Source organism: Thermocrispum agreste DSM 44070 (assembly GCF_000427905.1).
GTDB classification, from domain to species: domain Bacteria; phylum Actinomycetota; class Actinomycetes; order Mycobacteriales; family Pseudonocardiaceae; genus Thermocrispum; species Thermocrispum agreste.
In genome coordinates this window covers 87,772-103,077 of record NZ_KE386604.1, presented here as the reverse complement: position 1 = coordinate 103,077, position 15,306 = coordinate 87,772, and the positions used below count along the sequence as shown (strand labels likewise).

Here is a 15,306-nt window from a genome sequence, read left to right as displayed (position 1 = left end):
TAGTCCGCCTCACCTGCGCGGATTCGCCAGGGCGAACTCGACCACGGCCTGCCCGAGCCGGGAACCGGCGTCCTCCTGCAGGAAATGCCCCGCCCCGGTGATCACCGGGTGCTCCCGGCCCGCCGCGCCGCGCATGGCCCGCTGCAGGATCGGGCCCATCGGCCCGGTGATCGGGTCGCTGTCGGAGAACGCGCACAGCCAGGGGATGTCCAACGTGGTGAGCCGCTGCCAGGCCTGCCGGTTCGGCTCCGATTCCACGTTGTCCGGGGTCGCGGGCACCAGCCCGGGCATCGCCCGTGGGCCCGCCTTGTACTCCTCGCCGGGGAACGGCGCGTCGTAGGCGGCCCGGACCTCGTCGGACAGCGTGGTGCGGCACCCGGACTGCACGAACCGGGCGATGTCCAGCCGCTCGGCCTTGGCCACCGCGTTCTTGAACGCCCACCACTCCTCCGGCATGCCGTGGTCGCCGGTGGGCAGCCCGGTGTTGGCCGCCACGATCCGCGCGAACCGCTCCGGCTCGGCCGTCACCAGCCGCAGGCCGATCAACCCGCCCCAGTCCTGGCCGACCAACGTCACGCCGCGCAGGTCCAGCACGCCGAACAGCAGCTGCCGGGTCCACGCGATGTGCCGGGCGTAGGTGTGGTCGGTGACCTCGGCCGGCTTGTCCGAACGACCGAAACCGATCAGGTCGGGGGCGATCGCCCGGAAACCCGCGCCCACGAGCTCGGCGATGACGTGTCGGTAGAGGAACGACCACGTCGGTTCGCCGTGCAGCAACACCACCGGCTCCCCGTCCGGCGGTCCGGCGTCGACGTAGGCCATGCGGAGACCGTCGACCTCGGCATAACCGACCGGGTAGTCGAAGTCGGGCAGCGCGGCGAACCGTTCGTCGGGAGTGCGGAGTACGTCCATGCGCCTAGTAGATCGCGAAAGCCACCACCATGCCCAGCGCGACGTGCGCCGCGGCCACCACGAGCGACGCAGGCGCGAACTTCTCCGCGGTGATGGTCTCGCCGACGTTGATCCGCGCGGCCCACTCGAGCAGCCGCACAGCCAGCACCTGAACCACGATGCCGACGAAGCCGAACGCCAGCGCGGTCAGCACCCCGGCGAGCAGGTCGAATCCGGCGTTGGAGATGGCCACCACCACGATCAACGCCATCGACACCATGCCCGCCGCGGTCACGATGACCGCGTTCGGCCTGCCCGCCTGCACCAGCTGGGACAGCTTGCCCGGCGTGGTGAAGTCGATGGCGTAGAAACCGACCAGCATCAACAGCACGCCGATCACCGCGTACAGCAGGATCGCGCCGATGCCTTGCAGCAGGGTGGCCCCGAAATCGGTGGGCAACGCCAATGTGGACACGGTCGTCGCGGGAACAGCGATCACGGTGACTCCAGTTCGGCTACGAAGGTGCGGACGACGAAGCCGGCGCCGTCCCGGCAGGCCGACTTCTCGTGCCAGCAAACATTAGCGGCACCGGAGGGTGCCGCGCCGAACGCGTCGCAGCTGATCAACGGCCCGGCCGGCGGGAGGGCACCCCGGGGAGCGGCCACCCGATTGAGGCATCATGGTCGGTGATGTCGGGACTACTGCAGCGGCTGCGCATCGACACCTCCACGGCAGGCTCCCGCCCGTTCCTGGTGGGCGCCGTGGTGGGGGCTCTCGTCACGCTGCTCATCTCCATGACCGCCGCCTCGCCGGAAGGCAGCGCGAGCGGCAAAAGCATCGCGGCGAACCCGCTGGGTGGCGGGCCCGCGTCGCCTGACGCCCAGGCGGGCACCCGCTACGTGTTCGCCGCCAAGGTCGGCACCTGCCTGATGTGGCAGCGCGACGACGGCGCGGACATGAAGCAGGTGAACTGCGAGGAGCCGCACGTCTTCGAAGTCACCCAGATCGTGGACGTGTCGGCGGACTACCCGGCGGGTGCCCCGGTGCCGGACACCGACACCTGGCGCAAGATCGCCAAGCAGCGCTGCACCAAGGGCGCGGAGCGCTACCTGGGCAAGAAGCTCGACCCGGAGGGCAAGCTGCAGGTCTCCGCGCTGGCCCCGAACGAGCAGGACTGGAAGCTGGGCAGCCGTGACCTGCGCTGCGGGCTGTGGCGCATCGGACCCGGCGGTTCGCTGCAGCCGACCGTGGGTCCCGCGGCCGAGCAGGACCAGTCCAACGTGTGGGCGACCGGAACGTGCCTCGGGCTGGTCGACGGGGCGGTCGGCGATCCGGTGCCGTGTGCGCAGAAGCACTCGTACGAGATGATCTCGATCGTCAACCTGCGCACCAAGTTCAAGAGCTACCCGTCGACCACCAAGCAGAACACCTACCTGGACAAGGTCTGCAACAAGGAGGCGCGCAGCTACTCCGGCGGCAAGGACCTGGAGAAGCTCAAGCTCATCGTCGCCTGGGACACCAGGAGCAAGGCCAGCTGGCAAGCGGGCTCCTACCTGGTCAACTGCAAGGTCGGCGCGCTGCTGAAGGACAAGTCCGGGCTGGCGCCGGTGGAGGGCAGCATCCGCGCCGGCGGGGACGACAAGAAGAAGCAGGACGACAAGCCGGGCAGCAAGGCGAGCAAGCCGTCGTCGGCCCCGAAGTCCGGCACCGAGCCGAAGGACGAAGAACCCGCCACCGAGCCCGAGCAGAACGACGAACCGGACGGTTCGTCCGACGACGAGGCGCCGTCGGACGAGCCGCCGCCGGACCCGCCCGAGTAGGTCGCCGATGGCCGTCGACATGTCTCCCCAGCGGTTCGAGGAACTGGTCGCCGAAGCGCTGGACGAGATCCCGCCGGAGTTCGCCGCGGCGATGGACAACGTGGTGGTGCTGGTCGAGCCGCGCAACGAGGAGGAACCCGATCTGCTCGGGCTGTACCACGGGGTGGCGCTCACCGAGCGCACCACGTCGTACAGCGGTGAGCTGCCGGACCGGATCTCCATCTACCGGGAACCGATCCTGGCCATGTGCGACACCGAGGAAGACGTGGTGCGCGAGGTGCTCATCACCGTGGTGCACGAGATCGGCCACCACTTCGGTATCGACGACGAGCGGTTGCACGAGCTCGGCTGGGGCTGACCGCGTCGTTCCGGGACGGATGCGGCGCAACCCAGTCGTTCCGGGACGGACGCCGAACAACCCGCCCGTCCAGGCCGGACCGCTCAGACGCCCGCGGCGGAGCGCACCTGCCCCAGCTGCGGGTGGTAGTAGCCCTCCATGCCGGTGGCCGGGTCGGTGACGCGCCCGGCCAGGCCGGCGGGCAGCGGAGCGCCCGCGTCGGGCCGTCCGCGCATGGCCTCGGTGAGCCGGAGCTCCAGGCGCACCAGCCGGACGTGACGGACCAGCGGCCGGACGAACGCCAACCACGACGCGACCACCAGGCAAGCCAGCCAGTCGACCAGCAGCAGATTGACCCCGATGTCCTTGCCGCGCTGGTAGTCGTCGACGGTGATCACGGTGACGGCGACCAGAAAGACGCCGAGCGGCATCAAGGCCATCATGCCCAGCCAGCCAGTGACGGGCAGCCACCCCAGCGGACGCCTGCGGTCGTAGCCGATCTCGGCCCGTACCGCCCAGAGCTTGCGAAGGCCCTCGTCCGGCGGGACGCCGATGGCGGGCATCGGTCGCGGTCGGTGGCGCCGGGGCCTGGCCAGCACGTCGGGCAGCTCACGCCACATGTGCTGGGGCAGCCACGCCTGCCCGGCCGGCATCCAGCCGATGGTCGGCTCGGGTGGCCGACTGGCCCGGCGCATCAGCGCCCATCCGGCGAGCAGCATGCCCGCCGGGACCAAACCGAGGACGACCAACACGATGACGAGCGGGACCCGGTCCGGGTCCCGTGCCTCGATCGACTCGACCGCCACCAGCAGGACGGCCATCGACAACCCGCCCAGCGCGGTCAGCACACCGGCGAGCACTTTCCGCCACATGCGCCGGATTATCGCAACGCGTGTTATGGCCGGTTGTGGCCTCGGTGTGGGGTGGGCGGAAGATCACGCCCACCGCCCGTTCCACGAGGTACCGCGCGGCACCCCGAACGCGGCGCATCGGCTGTGCCTTCGCCGTGCCTTCCCCGTAGCGCCCCATCCTTCTCGCCCTCGCCAGGGCCTTCAGGAATGCACAGGCGCGGAACAGCGGGATTCGACGAACTGTGCGGCACACCCGGAGCATCGGCAGAACTCCGCCCCGACGACCAGGACTGGCTCGGCCTGCTGTCACTCGGGCTGGGGCTGACCTGCACTGTGACAGCGGCCGTGCACACGTTCGTGACGATGCCGCTGAGCCTGCTGGTAGTGCTCGGTGTCCTGGGCCTGCTCACGGGTGTGGCCGCACCCGAGGTCGGCTTGGCCGGCGTGGAGCGCGCCACAGCAGACCGGGCGTCGAACCGGAGGGCAGCAAGCGCGACGCGGGTGGTGTCCGCGATCTTTCTGGCGCTGATCTGGACGTTGCTCGCGGCCGTGCTGTGACCCGGCGCCGGAGCAGCGACTGGGCGTTTCGGTCACATTCCGGCACCCGGCTTGATGGTCTGCACCTTCAGCTGGTGTCCGTCCAGGTCCGGGTTGGCGCACCCGGTGCCGGGATTTTCCAGGAACAGTGCCTTCGTCTCCTGCGGCGGGTAGATCCGCAGTCCACGCACCGGAGTCGGCTGGCAGGCCGCCACGTCGAAGTTGCGGATCTGGGTGAATCCGACCGGCGCGTGCGCGGTCTCTCCGGGCTTCAGGGTCACCGCAGGCCCCTTTTCGCCGTCACGGTACGCGGCGGCGCCCACCTGGTGCCCGTCGTCGCCGGCGACGTACGAAACCCCGGGGAACCCATGCAGCACGCATGGCTCGTCGCTTTTGTTCGTGAAGCGCAGCGGACGCCAGTGCGTGCCCGCGCCTGCGTCTCCGCGGCCCAACGACAACCGCAGCTGACCGGACCGGCACATGCCGGGCTTCTCAGGGGTGGCCGACTGGACGGACGCTTCCGTGGCGGTCTGCGCGGGGACGGTCCGTTTCGGCGTGCTCGCCTCCTGCGCCGTGGAGGTCGTGGTCGGCTGCGACGGCGGCTCCGGCGCGGCGGCCTCCGGCTCTCCCCGCTGACCACAGCCGGCCAGGCCGAGGGTCGCGACCACCGCCGCGACCAGCATCGTGCCGACGACGGTGCCGGGCGGACCGCTCCTTGACACTGACGACCGTTTGCAGCTCAGCATGTCGTCCCTCCCTCACGCAGACGCCGATGGGCTTTCCTCACCCGCAGACGTGTGAGGGGGTAACGAGGTTGCGTCCCCGACCGTGGGGGGTTGTCAGGCGGATTCGCCGCGGCGCACGGACTCCACCCATTCGGCGGCGTTGCGGAAGTCCTCGTTCGACGCCGCGGCACCGGGTTGCCCACGGCCACCGTCCGCTCGGGGGTGAGAACCGAGGAACCGCAGGTCACACCGTCTGCGCAAGGCGGCAAGGGCGTCCCCGACCCGCGGCTCGGCCACGTGCCCTTCGAAGTCGAAGAAGAACCGGTACCGGCCGAACGATCCCCTGATCGGACGCGCGTCCAGCCTGGTCAGATTGATCCCGCGAATGGCGAGCTCGGTGAGCAGCTCGGACAGCGCGCCGGTGCGGTTCTCCGCCACCGCGACGACCGAGGTCCGGTCGTGCCCGGTCGGCTCCGGCAGCTCGCCGGGTCGGCGCAGCAGCAGGAACCTGGTGCGCGCCTCCGGCACATCGGCGATACCGGTGGCCACCACCCGCAGCGGATAGTGCTCGGCAGCGACCGGCGCGGTGATCGCGGCGTCGTACTGCCCTTCACTGACCCCGACCGCCGCAGCCGCGGTGGACGACGCGGCGATGTGCTCGGCATCCGGATAGTGCTGCTCCAGCCACCGCTGCACCTGCGCGAGCGCATGCGGGTGGCTGGCGATGGTGCGCAAGTTGCGCGGATCGGCATCCGGGTGGGCGAGCAGGCTGAACACGATCGGCAGCAGCGCCTCGGCCACCGCGACCAGCGGGTCGTCCTCGGCCAGGCCGTCCAACGTGGCCGAGACCGGGCCCTCGACCGAGTTCTCCACCGGGACGCATGCGGCATCGGCTTCGCCTTTGCGCACCGCCGTCATCGCCGCACGGATCGTCTCGTACGGCACCAGCTCCGCGGTCGCGTTCAGCCGCCGCGCAGCCTGTTCGCTGAACGTGCCTTGCGGTCCGAAGTAGGCGATGCGCGCCAGTGACGTCGGAGCCGTAGGGTTCATTCCCGCAGATTACTGCGCCGTGCCCGAACCGGCCGCACTGTGTTCCGCCTCGCGCCCGCGGTCGCTGTCCCGTTCGGGGAAAATCACTCAAACGCCAGTTAGCGCAATGTGAACAGGGTTGGCTACGGTCTGCCTGGGTTTGCCAGACTAGAAGGTGACCCACCGGCGTCCGTGAGGAGCTTCGTGACCATCGACTCGCATCCCACTCCGAGCCGCCGGCAGGCTCGATCGGCAGCCAAGGTTCCCGCCCTCGTGTTGTGCGCCATCGACGACGCGATGGCCGAGGCGTGGCGGTCGGTGCTGAGCGCCGACCGGCCCCGTGTCCAGGTTCATCGCGGCTCGGTGCTCGACATCGAGGCGCAGGCGGTGGTCAGCCCGGCCAATTCGTTCGGCTGGATGCGCGGTGGCATCGACGCGGTCTACGCACGGGCGTTCCCCGGCATCGAGGAGCGGGTGCGGAAGGCGATCCTGAACACGCATGGCGGCGAGCTTCCCGTCGGCGAGGCGATCGTGGTCCCCACCGGGGAGCCCTTGCCGGCGTGGCTGATCAGCTCGCCGACGATGCGTCAGCCGGGCGAGCTGCTCCCGCCCGACACGGTGCACCCGTACTTGGCGGCCCGCGCAGTCTTCGAGTTGTGGCGGGACGGCGAGGTGGATGTGGGCAGGCCCGCGTCCGAGGCCATCGACGTCATCGCGATGCCCGGCCTGGGCACCGGCGTCGGCGGGGTCGCACCGCAGAACTGCGCCCGGCAAGTGGCCGCGGCGTGGGACGAGGTGTTCGGCAACAGCTGAGCCGCTGCGGCACGAGTCACAAGTGATCCGGCTCGGCCCGCACCCCCACGACACGATCCTCGGCACCAACCGAGCCCACCACGGCTGGCCCACCGGCTGCATGACGAAGGCCGCCGGGCTCGTCGCCCGACGGCCGTCCGCGGTATCTGTCGGCTTCTCTACTTGCTCTCTGGCTCGTCGGCGGAGTCCGAGGCCTCGATCTGGGCCTGGTCGCCCGACGTGATCTGCTCGGCCTCGGCCACCCCGCGCACCGGGATCTTGCGCGGTTCCGGCTTCGGCTTGGCCACGTTGCGCACCCGCACCGTCAGCAGGCCGTCCTTGTACTCGGCCTCGACGTCGTCGGCGGTGACGTGCTTGGGCAGCGCGAACTCCCGGCGGAACTCACCGGTGCGGATCTCGCGCACCAGCAGGCCGTCGTCCTCCTTGGTCTCGTCGACGCCGCGCCTGCCGCTGATCCGCAGCCGGTTCTCCACGACTTCCACGTCCAGGTTGTCCGCACCGGGAACCTCGGCGGTCACCACCACGTCAGTGCCGTCCCGGCGCATGTCGACCGCGGGGACGAACCCGGTGGTCGGCAGCCGGTCGGTGCCGAAGGCCCGCCGCATCAGCTGGTCGAACTCGCTGTCGAACTGGCGGGCGAGGACGGTGAACGGGTCCCACGAAGAGCCACGACGAAGAACCAGCGCCATCGTTGACATCCCTCCCTGTCGTGTCAAGCGATCAGACTGAGGATTAGCACTCAGCCTTCGTGAGTGCTAACGCGGGAGGGTGTTCAGTTGTTCCCGGCTTTCCCGGATCGGTCCGCGAATGCCGGAAATTGTCGGTGCCCGGTGCCACCATCAGGCAGAACGCGTGGAGGAGGTGTGTTCATGCCCACCGCTGCCGAGCAAGCAGCAGAGCAGTACTTCGCCGGCTGGGCGGCGAAGGATTTCGCCGCCGTGCGCGCGGTGCTGGCCGACGACGTCACGTTCAACGGTCCGCTTGCGCAGTTGCAGGGCGCCGAGGCCTGTGTGGAGGGGCTGCGCAAGATGTCGGAGATCGTCACCGACATCGAGGTGCACAAGCGATTCGTGTCCGGCGACGACGTGCTGACGTGGTTCAACTTGCACACGTCGGTGGCCGATCCGATCCCTACCGCGAACTGGAGCACGGTCCGCGACGGCCGGATCGTCGCGATCCGGGTGACCTTCGATCCGCGCCCGCTGTTCGCCGCGCGCGAGTGACCCCGCAAGTACAACGCCCCCGCCTACGGGAACCGCCGCCGCTCACACCCCGCGCGAGTGATCCCGGTCGCAGGCGGTACCGGGCCGATGTCACAGCCTCCGTGGTTGCCGGAACCGAACTGGTCAACCGACACTGGACCCAGGTGCAGTTAGTCACAGCACCTATCGATTCCGCCGCGCCACCTGTTTTGATCGAGCCCGATCGCAGACGGCAGGAGTCGGGGAGCCAAGGGAGGCTTCGATGGCGAGGGTTCGTGAGCTGACCCCGTACGTCGAACTGAATCGCGAGCAGTGGCGCGAGCTACGGCGATCCACTCCGCTGCCGTTGACCGCCGAGGAGCTGGCCAAGCTGCGCGGCCTCGGCGAACAAGTGGACCTGGACGAGGTCGCCGACGTCTACCTGCCGTTGTCCCGACTGATCAACCTGCAGGTCTCGGCCAGGCAGCAGCTGTACGAGGCGACCACCACGTTCCTCGGCGAGGACACCCGCGGCACCAAAGTGCCGTTCATCATCGGGATCGCGGGCAGCGTCGCGGTCGGCAAGTCCACCACCGCGCGCATCCTGCACGCCCTGCTCGCCCGCTGGCCCAATCACCCGCGGGTCGACCTGGTCACCACCGACGGGTTCCTCTACCCGCGCGCCGAGCTGATGCGCCGCGGCATCATGCACCGCAAGGGCTTCCCCGAGTCCTACGACCGCCGTGCGCTGCTGCGGTTCGTCACCGACGTCAAGTCCGGGGCCGATGCGGTCAGTGCCCCGGTGTACTCGCACAAGGCCTACGACATCCTGCCAGGCGTCGAGCACGTGGTGCGGCGGCCGGACATCCTGATTCTGGAAGGGCTCAACGTCCTGCAGCCCCATCCGCGGCTGGCGGTGTCCGACCTGTTCGACTTCTCCATCTACGTCGACGCGCACACCGAGGACATCAAGCGCTGGTACGTGGAGCGGTTCCTCAAGCTGCGGGACACCGCGTTCACCGACCCGGAGTCGTACTTCCACCACTTCGCCGGCCTGTCCGACGAGGACGCCAGGGCCGAGGCGGAACACATCTGGAAGACCATCAACGAGCCGAACCTGCTGCAGAACATCCTGCCCACCAGGGCGCGCGCGACGCTGGTGCTGCGCAAGGACAGCGACCACTCCATCACCCGCGTGCGGCTGCGCAAGCTCTGACGGTGCGGCCGGGGGCGCGCCCGGCGGCACGACAGCCCACACTCCTCAGCCCGCAGCTGCACACCTACCCGGTACGAAGATGCGCGCCACGCCGACATGACAGCCGCCGCTCACCACGACACCTCTCCAAGCCGACATCACAACCCGCAGCGCCCTCAGCCCCCCCAATGCACGCCCGCTGGCACGAAAATGCGGGTCTCACCGACATGACAGGCACGGGCCCGCCACCGGACTGCCACCACGGCCCGCAGCACCCAGCACGACAAATCCACGCCAGGGCGGCACGCGAACGCGCCACACCGACATGACAGCCCACGCCACCCACCACGACACCCCGCCAAGCCGACACCACAGCCTCCCGTCCGGCCGGCACCACAGCCCACAGCGCCAACACGGCATCCGCATCCGGGCCAGCACGCGAGCGCGCGTCACGTCACCATGACAGCCCGTCAGGCTGGCACCACAGCCGGCGAGCCCGTCCACCATGACAGCTCGACCCGCCGCACCACAGCCCGCGACTTCAGCCCGCCGAGCCCGCCTCGTCGGCGTCAGCGCACGAGCACCACTGCACCCACCGCGGACTACACCTCCCGCCCCACGCGACCACGCCGGAAGCTGGTCGGCTTCGTCGCCGCGGCCGAGGGTTTCGGGCCCGCCCACGCGGCCACGCCGGAAGCGGCCGAGCACCCGGTTGGCTCCGCGCAGCGCGGCCCGCCCCACGCGACCACGCCGGACGACCCGCCTCGCCCACACCACCCGACCGGGTCGTCACCCACAAGGGGGACTTCGCGGTGCGCGTGGGGGACGACCGGCCAACTCCATCCCTTTGGCGTATTCCCGCGCGCCACCGGGGATCCGACCCTGGAGACGAGCTCACGTCACGCTGACCTGGAGGTCACCATGCTGGCCACCATTGCCACGTGGACCGTCGCCGCACTCGGGATGGCGGTGCTGCTGGTGATGGCCTTCGGCGCGGCGGCAATCGATTTCGACACTCCCCCGATGCGTCGCCGCCGCAAGGCGACCGACTGACGGGCGAGCGGCACCGCGAATTGCCCCGTGGCGAAACCGGCCCACCATGCACGGGATACTCGTAGGCCATGATCAACGGCTGATCCGGAGAGCGAGCTGAGGGGAAGCTGTGAACTGTGCACGTTCGGGGATCTTTCCCCCACACCGTACGTTCTCAGATTGAGAGCTCCCCTCGAGAAAGAGGACGCAAGATGACCACCGCATTCGTGAACCCGTCGCCGGCGAATCCGCCGTCTCCGCCACGCGGCTGGCCCATCGGGTCCTACGAAACGTACGAGGAAGCCCAGCGCGCCGTCGACTACCTGGCGGACAAGGATTTCCCGGTGGCCGACGTGACGATCGTCGGGGTGGAGCCGATGCTCGTCGAGCGGGTGGCCGCCCGCCTGACCTGGGGTGGCGTGCTCGGCAGGGGCGCCGCGTCCGGCGCGTGGTTCGGGCTGTTCGTGGGGTTGCTGCTGGCGATCTTCTCGCCGGGCGCGGGCTTCGGCCCGATCCTGATCGGCCTGCTGTCCGGTGTGGCGTTCGGCATGGTCTTCGCCGCCGTCGGCTACGCGTCGACCCGTGGCCAGCGTGACTTCATCTCCACCAGCCAGCTGGTCGCGCAACGGTACGACGTGCTGAGCCTGCCCCGGAATGCCGAGCGCGGCCGGGAACTGCTCGCCGAACTGGCCGCTCGCGACCACCTCTGACCCCGGGCCCTCCAGCCTCCCGGCGCGGCCAAACCGGGGCCTGTTGCGCCTGCTGTCAGGGGGTGCCGAAGGACGCCACCGAGCGCACCCGGCAATGGGCCAGCGCTTCGGGCGATGGCTGAGGCCGGACGTCATCCGGTTGCGCCGGCTCGAAGTAGGGAGTGGTAGACGACGCCTGCCCGGTCACCGCGATGGCGCCGACTCCACGCAGCTGCGGCGACCGCGCACGTCTGTACGCCGTCGCACGCCGCCACACGAACCTCGCGCCCACCCCTCCACGGGCGTCCACACCAACCCACGCACGTCCGCCGTGCCGCACGGGACGCAATCGACCGTCGACACGTGACAACCCCCGAGGCCGCCGCAACAGGTGCCCGCCTGCCCACCGCCGCACGCCGCCACACGAACCTTGCGCTGGCACGCCGAGCCACGTCGAACCAGACCGAAAACGTCGGTCGTCACCGCTACCGTTGTTCACGTGTCACGTCGCGTGCCCTATGCGGCACGCGCGCAAGGAAGCCCCGTCGTCGGGGCCCGTCGCCGGGCAGATCGTACTCCTGCCGACCTCACGCCGAACTAGCGCCGAACTTGCCGGTGGGACGTCTCGTTCATCGCCGATGACCGCCGTGACCTGGTGCTATTACTCGGCTCAGCAACGCAACGTCATCGATCGGCTACTGGCTGGACAGGACTGTCGAGGGGGCTATGAGAACGGTTCGACACTGGACCGGACGGGAAGTCCGCGCCCTGCGTGCCGCCATGCGGATGAGCATTCGCGACTTCGCCGCGCACCTGGGGGTCAGCGATCGCATGGTGTCCAAGTGGGAGGCCGCCGGGGAGCACATCAGCCCGCGTCCGGTCAATCAGGCAGCGCTGGACACCGCGCTGCGCCGCTCGTCGCCGGAGGTGCGGGAGCGGTTCGCCGACTTCATGTCCACCCCGCCGCTGCTGGACGGCGCCGGTGAGGCGGAGAGCCCGATCATCCGGCACCCGGTGGACGGCAAGCGCATGGCGCTGGTGCCCGGCGGCCCGTTCCGCGCCGGCCTGGACGCCGAACCGGACTGGCTGCCCACTTTCTACATCGACATCTACCCGACCACCAACGCCGAGTACGGCCGGTTCGTGGCGGAGACCGGGCATCGCCCGCCCGCCCACTGGACGGACGACGGCTGGCCACCGGAGCGGGCCAGCCACCCGGTGGTGCTGGTGAGCTGGCACGACGCCAAGGCCTACGCCGAGTGGGCGGGCAAGTCGCTGCCGACCGGCGAGCAGTGGGAGAAGGCAGCGCGGGGCCAGTTCGGTGATCAGTTTCCCTGGGGTGACCGGCCGCTGCCGGACAGGTGCAACGTCTGGGAGAGCGGCATCGGCGGCACGGTGCCGGTCGGCAGGTACGTGCGCGGGGCCAGCCCCTACGGCATCTACGACCTTTGCGGCAACGTCTGGGAGTGGTGCGCCACGCAGCGGACGCCGGGGCGTTTCGAGCGCCGGGGCGGCTCGTTCGCCACGCCGCTGAGCCAGTGCCTTCCCGCGTTGAGTGCGGACAGTCCGGCCGGGTACCGCGCCGACGACACGGGCTTTCGTTGCGTGATGGGCTAGCGGCGTGGCTTCTCGGAGACCCCCACGTGGTCGAGGGCCCACTCGTTGAGGTCCCGCAGCTCCCGCCATGCGGTGCGCACCCGGGTCAGGGTGCCGCGCTCGTGCAGCGTGTCGTCCGGCTCCCACTCCTTGCGGACCCAGAGCGACTTGTGCTTCAGCAGGTCGATGCGGGGGTGGTCGTCGTCGAAACCGCGCGGCCGGGTCTTCAACCGCTCACCCCGCACTTCCCACCCACGGGAGGTGAGCTCGTCCAGGATCCCCACCAGGGCGGGCCCGTGGTGGTCGTCGTCGACCGCCCGGCGGAAGCGGGCCAGCTGGTCGGACTCCAGGTGGTACATGCCGCCACCGACCTGGAGGCCGCGCGGCGAGAGCTCCACGTAGTAGGCGCCGGCGCCTCGCCCGGGTTCGATGACCGCGCCGCAGTGCGTCTTGTACGGGGTCTTGTCCCGGGAGAACCGCACGTCACGGTAGGGCCGGAAAACCTTCGCGGTGCCGAACCCCGGGGCGAACTCGGGTTCGAGCTCGGCGAGCAGCGCCTCCATCGGGGCACGCACGTCCCGCCGGTAGATCTCGAGGTGGTCTTCCCAGTACGCCTTGGAGTTGTCCGCGACCAGCCCGTCGTAGAAGTCGATGGCGTGTTCGCCGAATCCGGTGAAGGTCACGGCCCCAGCGTAGAAGCGAACGGAGCTCGGTAGCACCGGGAGCTCCGGCCAGCCGCGTGGACGACGCGGCGACGGAGGTCACAATCTCCCGCAAGTGGGGACCTTGTGCCCTCCTGTGCGCTCGGCTCGCCCCCGCATGCTCAGCACAACGGATGCGGTGATCAGCCGCCGAGCATTCCTGCGGAGGTCATGTGAACCCGGGCCTGCCCTTCCCGTCGGACTCCTGCCACTTCTCGGCCCGCCCCGGTGACCAGTGACCGTGCGGCTCGGATCTGGGCCTCGATTCGTGCACACGCCCGGCGCGACGCGCGACCGGTCGCACCACGACATGTCTGCCTGGCCTGTGCCCAGTCGCTCGACGCCTCGGTCGGCCTGCTGATGTCCGACGGCGAAGGCGGCCTGGCACAGCCCGTTGCCGCATCCGACACGCTCGCGGCTCACCTGGACGAGCGCCAAGTCACCCTGGGCGAAGGCCCCGCCAGCGACGTGATCGCGGGCCACGACCTGGTCCGGGTCGCCGACCTCACCGCAGCGGAGCAGTCCGCCCGGTGGCCCATCTTCTCCGACATCGCGCGCGAGCGCGGCGTACATGCCTGCGTCGCCCTCCCGTTGCAAGCCGGTGTGGTGGAACTCGGCGTGCTGACCATCTACCGCAAACGACCCGGGCTGCTCAGTTCCGACGCGTTCTCCGACGCGCTCGCCTACGCCGATGCCGCGTTGGCGCTGGCACTGGACCACTACATCGAGCTACCGCTGCACCGCTTGAAGTCCCTGGACGAACTGTTCGCCCCGCCCCGTTCGGTCATCCATCAGGCCACCGGCATGGTCAGCGTGCAGCTCGGCGTCAGCCTCGCCGCCGCGCTCGCCAGGTTGCGCGCCCACGCGTACGCCAATGACCGCTCACTGGCCGACGTCGCCGCCGATGTCGTGGCCCGGCGGCTGCGTTTCGACGACGAGCCCTAGTGATTTCCGCCCGGTTCGTTAACGTCGGCACCCCGGCACACCTCGGTATTCGCCGCGGGGTCCCGCCACCTGCCGGGCATCGCGCGGCACGGCCGTCCGCGAGAGACTGGTCGGCATGGACTTCGATGCGGTGGCCGACGAACTGTATTCCGGCCCGCCCGAGGACTTCGTCACCACCCGCAACCAGCGGGTCGCCGAAGCCAGGAAGTCCGGCGACAAGGAACTGGCCAAGCGCATCGGAGCGCTGCGGAAACCGTCGCTGGCCGCATGGTTGGTCAACCGGTTGGCGCACGAACATCCGGGCGAGCTCACCGAGCTGATCGGCCTGGGTGACGAGCTGCGCGCGGCCCACGCCGATCTGGACGGCCGGCGGCTTCGGGAGTTGTCCGGGCGCAAGCAAGCGGCCGTGCAGCGCGTAGCCGACCGCGTGCGAGCCATCGGCGCCAACCCCAGCCAAGCCGTGATGGACCAGGTCGTCGAAACACTCGAAGCCGCCGTGGCAAGTCCCGAAGCAGCGGCACAGGTCACCGCCGGACGCCTGGCAGCGGCCATCGCCCCGGCTGGCTTCGACCAGTGGATGATCGCCTCGGCCGGCTCGAGCGCCGCCACGAACCAGAAGGTCGAGGCCAAGTCCACCGGGAAAGACGACGGCAAGCAGGAGCCGGACGACGCACGGCAACGACAAGTGGCCGAAGCGCGGGACCGGCTGGCGACCGCGCGCAAGGAACAATCGTCTGCGGAGACCGCCCTGGCGAAGGCGAAAGACGCCGCGACCGAAGTGGAACAGCAGGTCGAAGACCTGAAAGCACAGCTGGCCGAGGCCGAACGCGATCTGCGCAAACGACGCGACGCAGCCCGCCAGGCACAGCAGGACTACGACGCAGCAATGCGCGCGGTCAAAGACGCCGAGAAAGCCCTCCAGCGCCTCGATCCCTCGTGACGGACTCGCTGACGAATCCGTCA

Annotated in this window: 18 protein-coding genes; 11 read left to right on the top strand and 7 right to left on the bottom strand. The window is 69.8% G+C overall.

From position 1 onward, the window contains the following. Positions 1-9: 9 nt before the first annotated feature. Both YWY_RS0115210 and YWY_RS0115205 read right to left on the bottom strand, forming a co-directional pair. On the bottom strand, positions 10-912 hold the full coding sequence (locus YWY_RS0115210) for a haloalkane dehalogenase (RefSeq protein ID WP_028848316.1): 903 nt from the start codon (positions 910-912) through the stop codon (positions 10-12). A 4-nt stretch (positions 913-916) separates the two neighbouring features. Next, on the bottom strand, positions 917-1,390 hold the full coding sequence (locus YWY_RS0115205; protein WP_028848315.1) for a DUF350 domain-containing protein: 474 nt from the start codon (positions 1,388-1,390) through the stop codon (positions 917-919). Positions 1,391-1,581: 191 nt separating this feature from the next. On the opposite strand from YWY_RS0115205, the gene YWY_RS22250 reads away from it, so the two are divergent. Then, entirely contained in the window at positions 1,582-2,712 is a 1,131-nt protein-coding gene (locus YWY_RS22250; protein WP_051310317.1) for a septum formation family protein, read from the top strand. Positions 2,713-2,719: 7 nt separating this feature from the next. Next, complete coding sequence (locus YWY_RS0115195; RefSeq protein WP_028848314.1) at positions 2,720-3,070, top strand: metallopeptidase family protein; 351 nt, start codon at positions 2,720-2,722, stop codon at positions 3,068-3,070. Between the two features lie 83 nt (positions 3,071-3,153). On the opposite strand, the gene YWY_RS0115190 is transcribed toward YWY_RS0115195, so the two are convergent. Further along, positions 3,154-3,921, bottom strand: coding sequence for a hypothetical protein (locus tag YWY_RS0115190; RefSeq protein WP_028848313.1), 768 nt, complete (start codon positions 3,919-3,921; stop codon positions 3,154-3,156). A gap of 324 nt (positions 3,922-4,245) precedes the next feature. On the opposite strand from YWY_RS0115190, the gene YWY_RS0115185 reads away from it, so the two are divergent. Then, positions 4,246-4,458, top strand: a complete 213-nt coding sequence (locus tag YWY_RS0115185) for a hypothetical protein (protein ID WP_028848312.1) — start codon at positions 4,246-4,248, stop codon at positions 4,456-4,458. 32 nt (positions 4,459-4,490) lie between these two features. Here the strand turns inward: YWY_RS0115185 and YWY_RS0115180 are convergent, their stop codons facing one another. Both YWY_RS0115180 and pheA read right to left on the bottom strand, forming a co-directional pair. Further along, the gene (locus tag YWY_RS0115180; RefSeq protein ID WP_028848311.1) at positions 4,491-5,120 is read right to left on the bottom strand and encodes a DUF4232 domain-containing protein; all 630 of its coding nucleotides are present in this window, start codon (positions 5,118-5,120) and stop codon (positions 4,491-4,493) included. Between the two features lie 156 nt (positions 5,121-5,276). Continuing rightward, positions 5,277-6,188 (bottom strand): prephenate dehydratase, encoded by a 912-nt coding sequence (gene pheA, locus YWY_RS0115175; RefSeq protein WP_028848310.1) that lies wholly within the window; start codon positions 6,186-6,188, stop codon positions 5,277-5,279. Between the two features lie 207 nt (positions 6,189-6,395). Here pheA and YWY_RS0115170 point away from each other — a divergent pair, with 207 nt between their 5' ends. After that, positions 6,396-7,004: a macro domain-containing protein gene (locus tag YWY_RS0115170; protein ID WP_051310316.1), complete on the top strand. Its 609-nt coding sequence runs from the start codon at positions 6,396-6,398 to the stop codon at positions 7,002-7,004. A gap of 158 nt (positions 7,005-7,162) precedes the next feature. Here the strand turns inward: YWY_RS0115170 and YWY_RS22245 are convergent, their stop codons facing one another. Then, positions 7,163-7,693 carry an Hsp20/alpha crystallin family protein gene (locus YWY_RS22245; RefSeq protein ID WP_051310315.1) on the bottom strand — a complete coding sequence of 177 codons (531 nt, stop codon included), beginning with the start codon at positions 7,691-7,693 and terminating at the stop codon, positions 7,163-7,165. 180 nt (positions 7,694-7,873) lie between these two features. Between YWY_RS22245 and YWY_RS0115160 the strand changes: the two genes are divergently transcribed. The 5 genes from YWY_RS0115160 (at position 7,874) to YWY_RS0115140 (ending at position 12,718) form a co-directional block, all read left to right on the top strand. After that, entirely contained in the window at positions 7,874-8,227 is a 354-nt protein-coding gene (locus YWY_RS0115160; protein WP_028848308.1) for a nuclear transport factor 2 family protein, read from the top strand. A gap of 241 nt (positions 8,228-8,468) precedes the next feature. Further along, complete coding sequence (gene coaA / locus YWY_RS0115155; protein WP_028848307.1) at positions 8,469-9,401, top strand: type I pantothenate kinase; 933 nt, start codon at positions 8,469-8,471, stop codon at positions 9,399-9,401. A 900-nt stretch (positions 9,402-10,301) separates the two neighbouring features. After that, on the top strand, positions 10,302-10,433 hold the full coding sequence (locus tag YWY_RS24810; RefSeq protein WP_281169000.1) for a hypothetical protein: 132 nt from the start codon (positions 10,302-10,304) through the stop codon (positions 10,431-10,433). Positions 10,434-10,624: 191 nt separating this feature from the next. Continuing rightward, a complete protein-coding gene (locus YWY_RS0115145; protein WP_028848306.1) occupies positions 10,625-11,122 on the top strand; it encodes a YflT domain-containing protein in 498 nt (165 codons plus the stop codon). 705 nt (positions 11,123-11,827) lie between these two features. After that, positions 11,828-12,718 carry an SUMF1/EgtB/PvdO family nonheme iron enzyme gene (locus YWY_RS0115140; protein ID WP_028848305.1) on the top strand — a complete coding sequence of 297 codons (891 nt, stop codon included), beginning with the start codon at positions 11,828-11,830 and terminating at the stop codon, positions 12,716-12,718. Here the strand turns inward: YWY_RS0115140 and YWY_RS0115135 are convergent. Beyond that, positions 12,715-13,380, bottom strand: coding sequence for a DUF2461 domain-containing protein (locus YWY_RS0115135; RefSeq protein WP_028848304.1), 666 nt, complete (start codon positions 13,378-13,380; stop codon positions 12,715-12,717). The genes YWY_RS0115140 and YWY_RS0115135 overlap by 4 nt on opposite strands. A gap of 246 nt (positions 13,381-13,626) precedes the next feature. Between YWY_RS0115135 and YWY_RS0115130 the strand changes: the two genes are divergently transcribed. Further along, positions 13,627-14,343 carry an ANTAR domain-containing protein gene (locus YWY_RS0115130; RefSeq protein WP_028848303.1) on the top strand — a complete coding sequence of 239 codons (717 nt, stop codon included), beginning with the start codon at positions 13,627-13,629 and terminating at the stop codon, positions 14,341-14,343. Between the two features lie 115 nt (positions 14,344-14,458). Next, entirely contained in the window at positions 14,459-15,283 is an 825-nt protein-coding gene (locus tag YWY_RS22240) for a hypothetical protein (protein ID WP_051310312.1), read from the top strand. The last annotated feature ends 23 nt before the right edge of the window (positions 15,284-15,306 follow it).

What these genes read in the sequence shown, in the direction of transcription:
- YWY_RS0115210 (WP_028848316.1), bottom strand. Translation starts at nt 912, where the DNA reads ATGGACGTACTCCGCACTCCCGACGAACGGTTCGCCGCGCTGCCCGAC.
- YWY_RS22250 (WP_051310317.1), top strand. Translation starts at nt 1,582, where the DNA reads ATGTCGGGACTACTGCAGCGGCTGCGCATCGACACCTCCACGGCAGGC.
- YWY_RS0115195 (WP_028848314.1), top strand. Translation starts at nt 2,720, where the DNA reads ATGGCCGTCGACATGTCTCCCCAGCGGTTCGAGGAACTGGTCGCCGAA.
- YWY_RS0115190 (WP_028848313.1), bottom strand. Translation starts at nt 3,921, where the DNA reads ATGTGGCGGAAAGTGCTCGCCGGTGTGCTGACCGCGCTGGGCGGGTTG.
- YWY_RS0115180 (WP_028848311.1), bottom strand. Translation starts at nt 5,120, where the DNA reads ATGCTGGTCGCGGCGGTGGTCGCGACCCTCGGCCTGGCCGGCTGTGGT.
- YWY_RS22245 (WP_051310315.1), bottom strand. Translation starts at nt 7,693, where the DNA reads ATGGCGCTGGTTCTTCGTCGTGGCTCTTCGTGGGACCCGTTCACCGTC.
- YWY_RS0115160 (WP_028848308.1), top strand. Translation starts at nt 7,874, where the DNA reads ATGCCCACCGCTGCCGAGCAAGCAGCAGAGCAGTACTTCGCCGGCTGG.
- coaA (WP_028848307.1), top strand. Translation starts at nt 8,469, where the DNA reads ATGGCGAGGGTTCGTGAGCTGACCCCGTACGTCGAACTGAATCGCGAG.
- YWY_RS24810 (WP_281169000.1), top strand. Translation starts at nt 10,302, where the DNA reads ATGCTGGCCACCATTGCCACGTGGACCGTCGCCGCACTCGGGATGGCG.
- YWY_RS0115145 (WP_028848306.1), top strand. Translation starts at nt 10,625, where the DNA reads ATGACCACCGCATTCGTGAACCCGTCGCCGGCGAATCCGCCGTCTCCG.
- YWY_RS0115140 (WP_028848305.1), top strand. Translation starts at nt 11,828, where the DNA reads ATGAGAACGGTTCGACACTGGACCGGACGGGAAGTCCGCGCCCTGCGT.
- YWY_RS22240 (WP_051310312.1), top strand. Translation starts at nt 14,459, where the DNA reads ATGGACTTCGATGCGGTGGCCGACGAACTGTATTCCGGCCCGCCCGAG.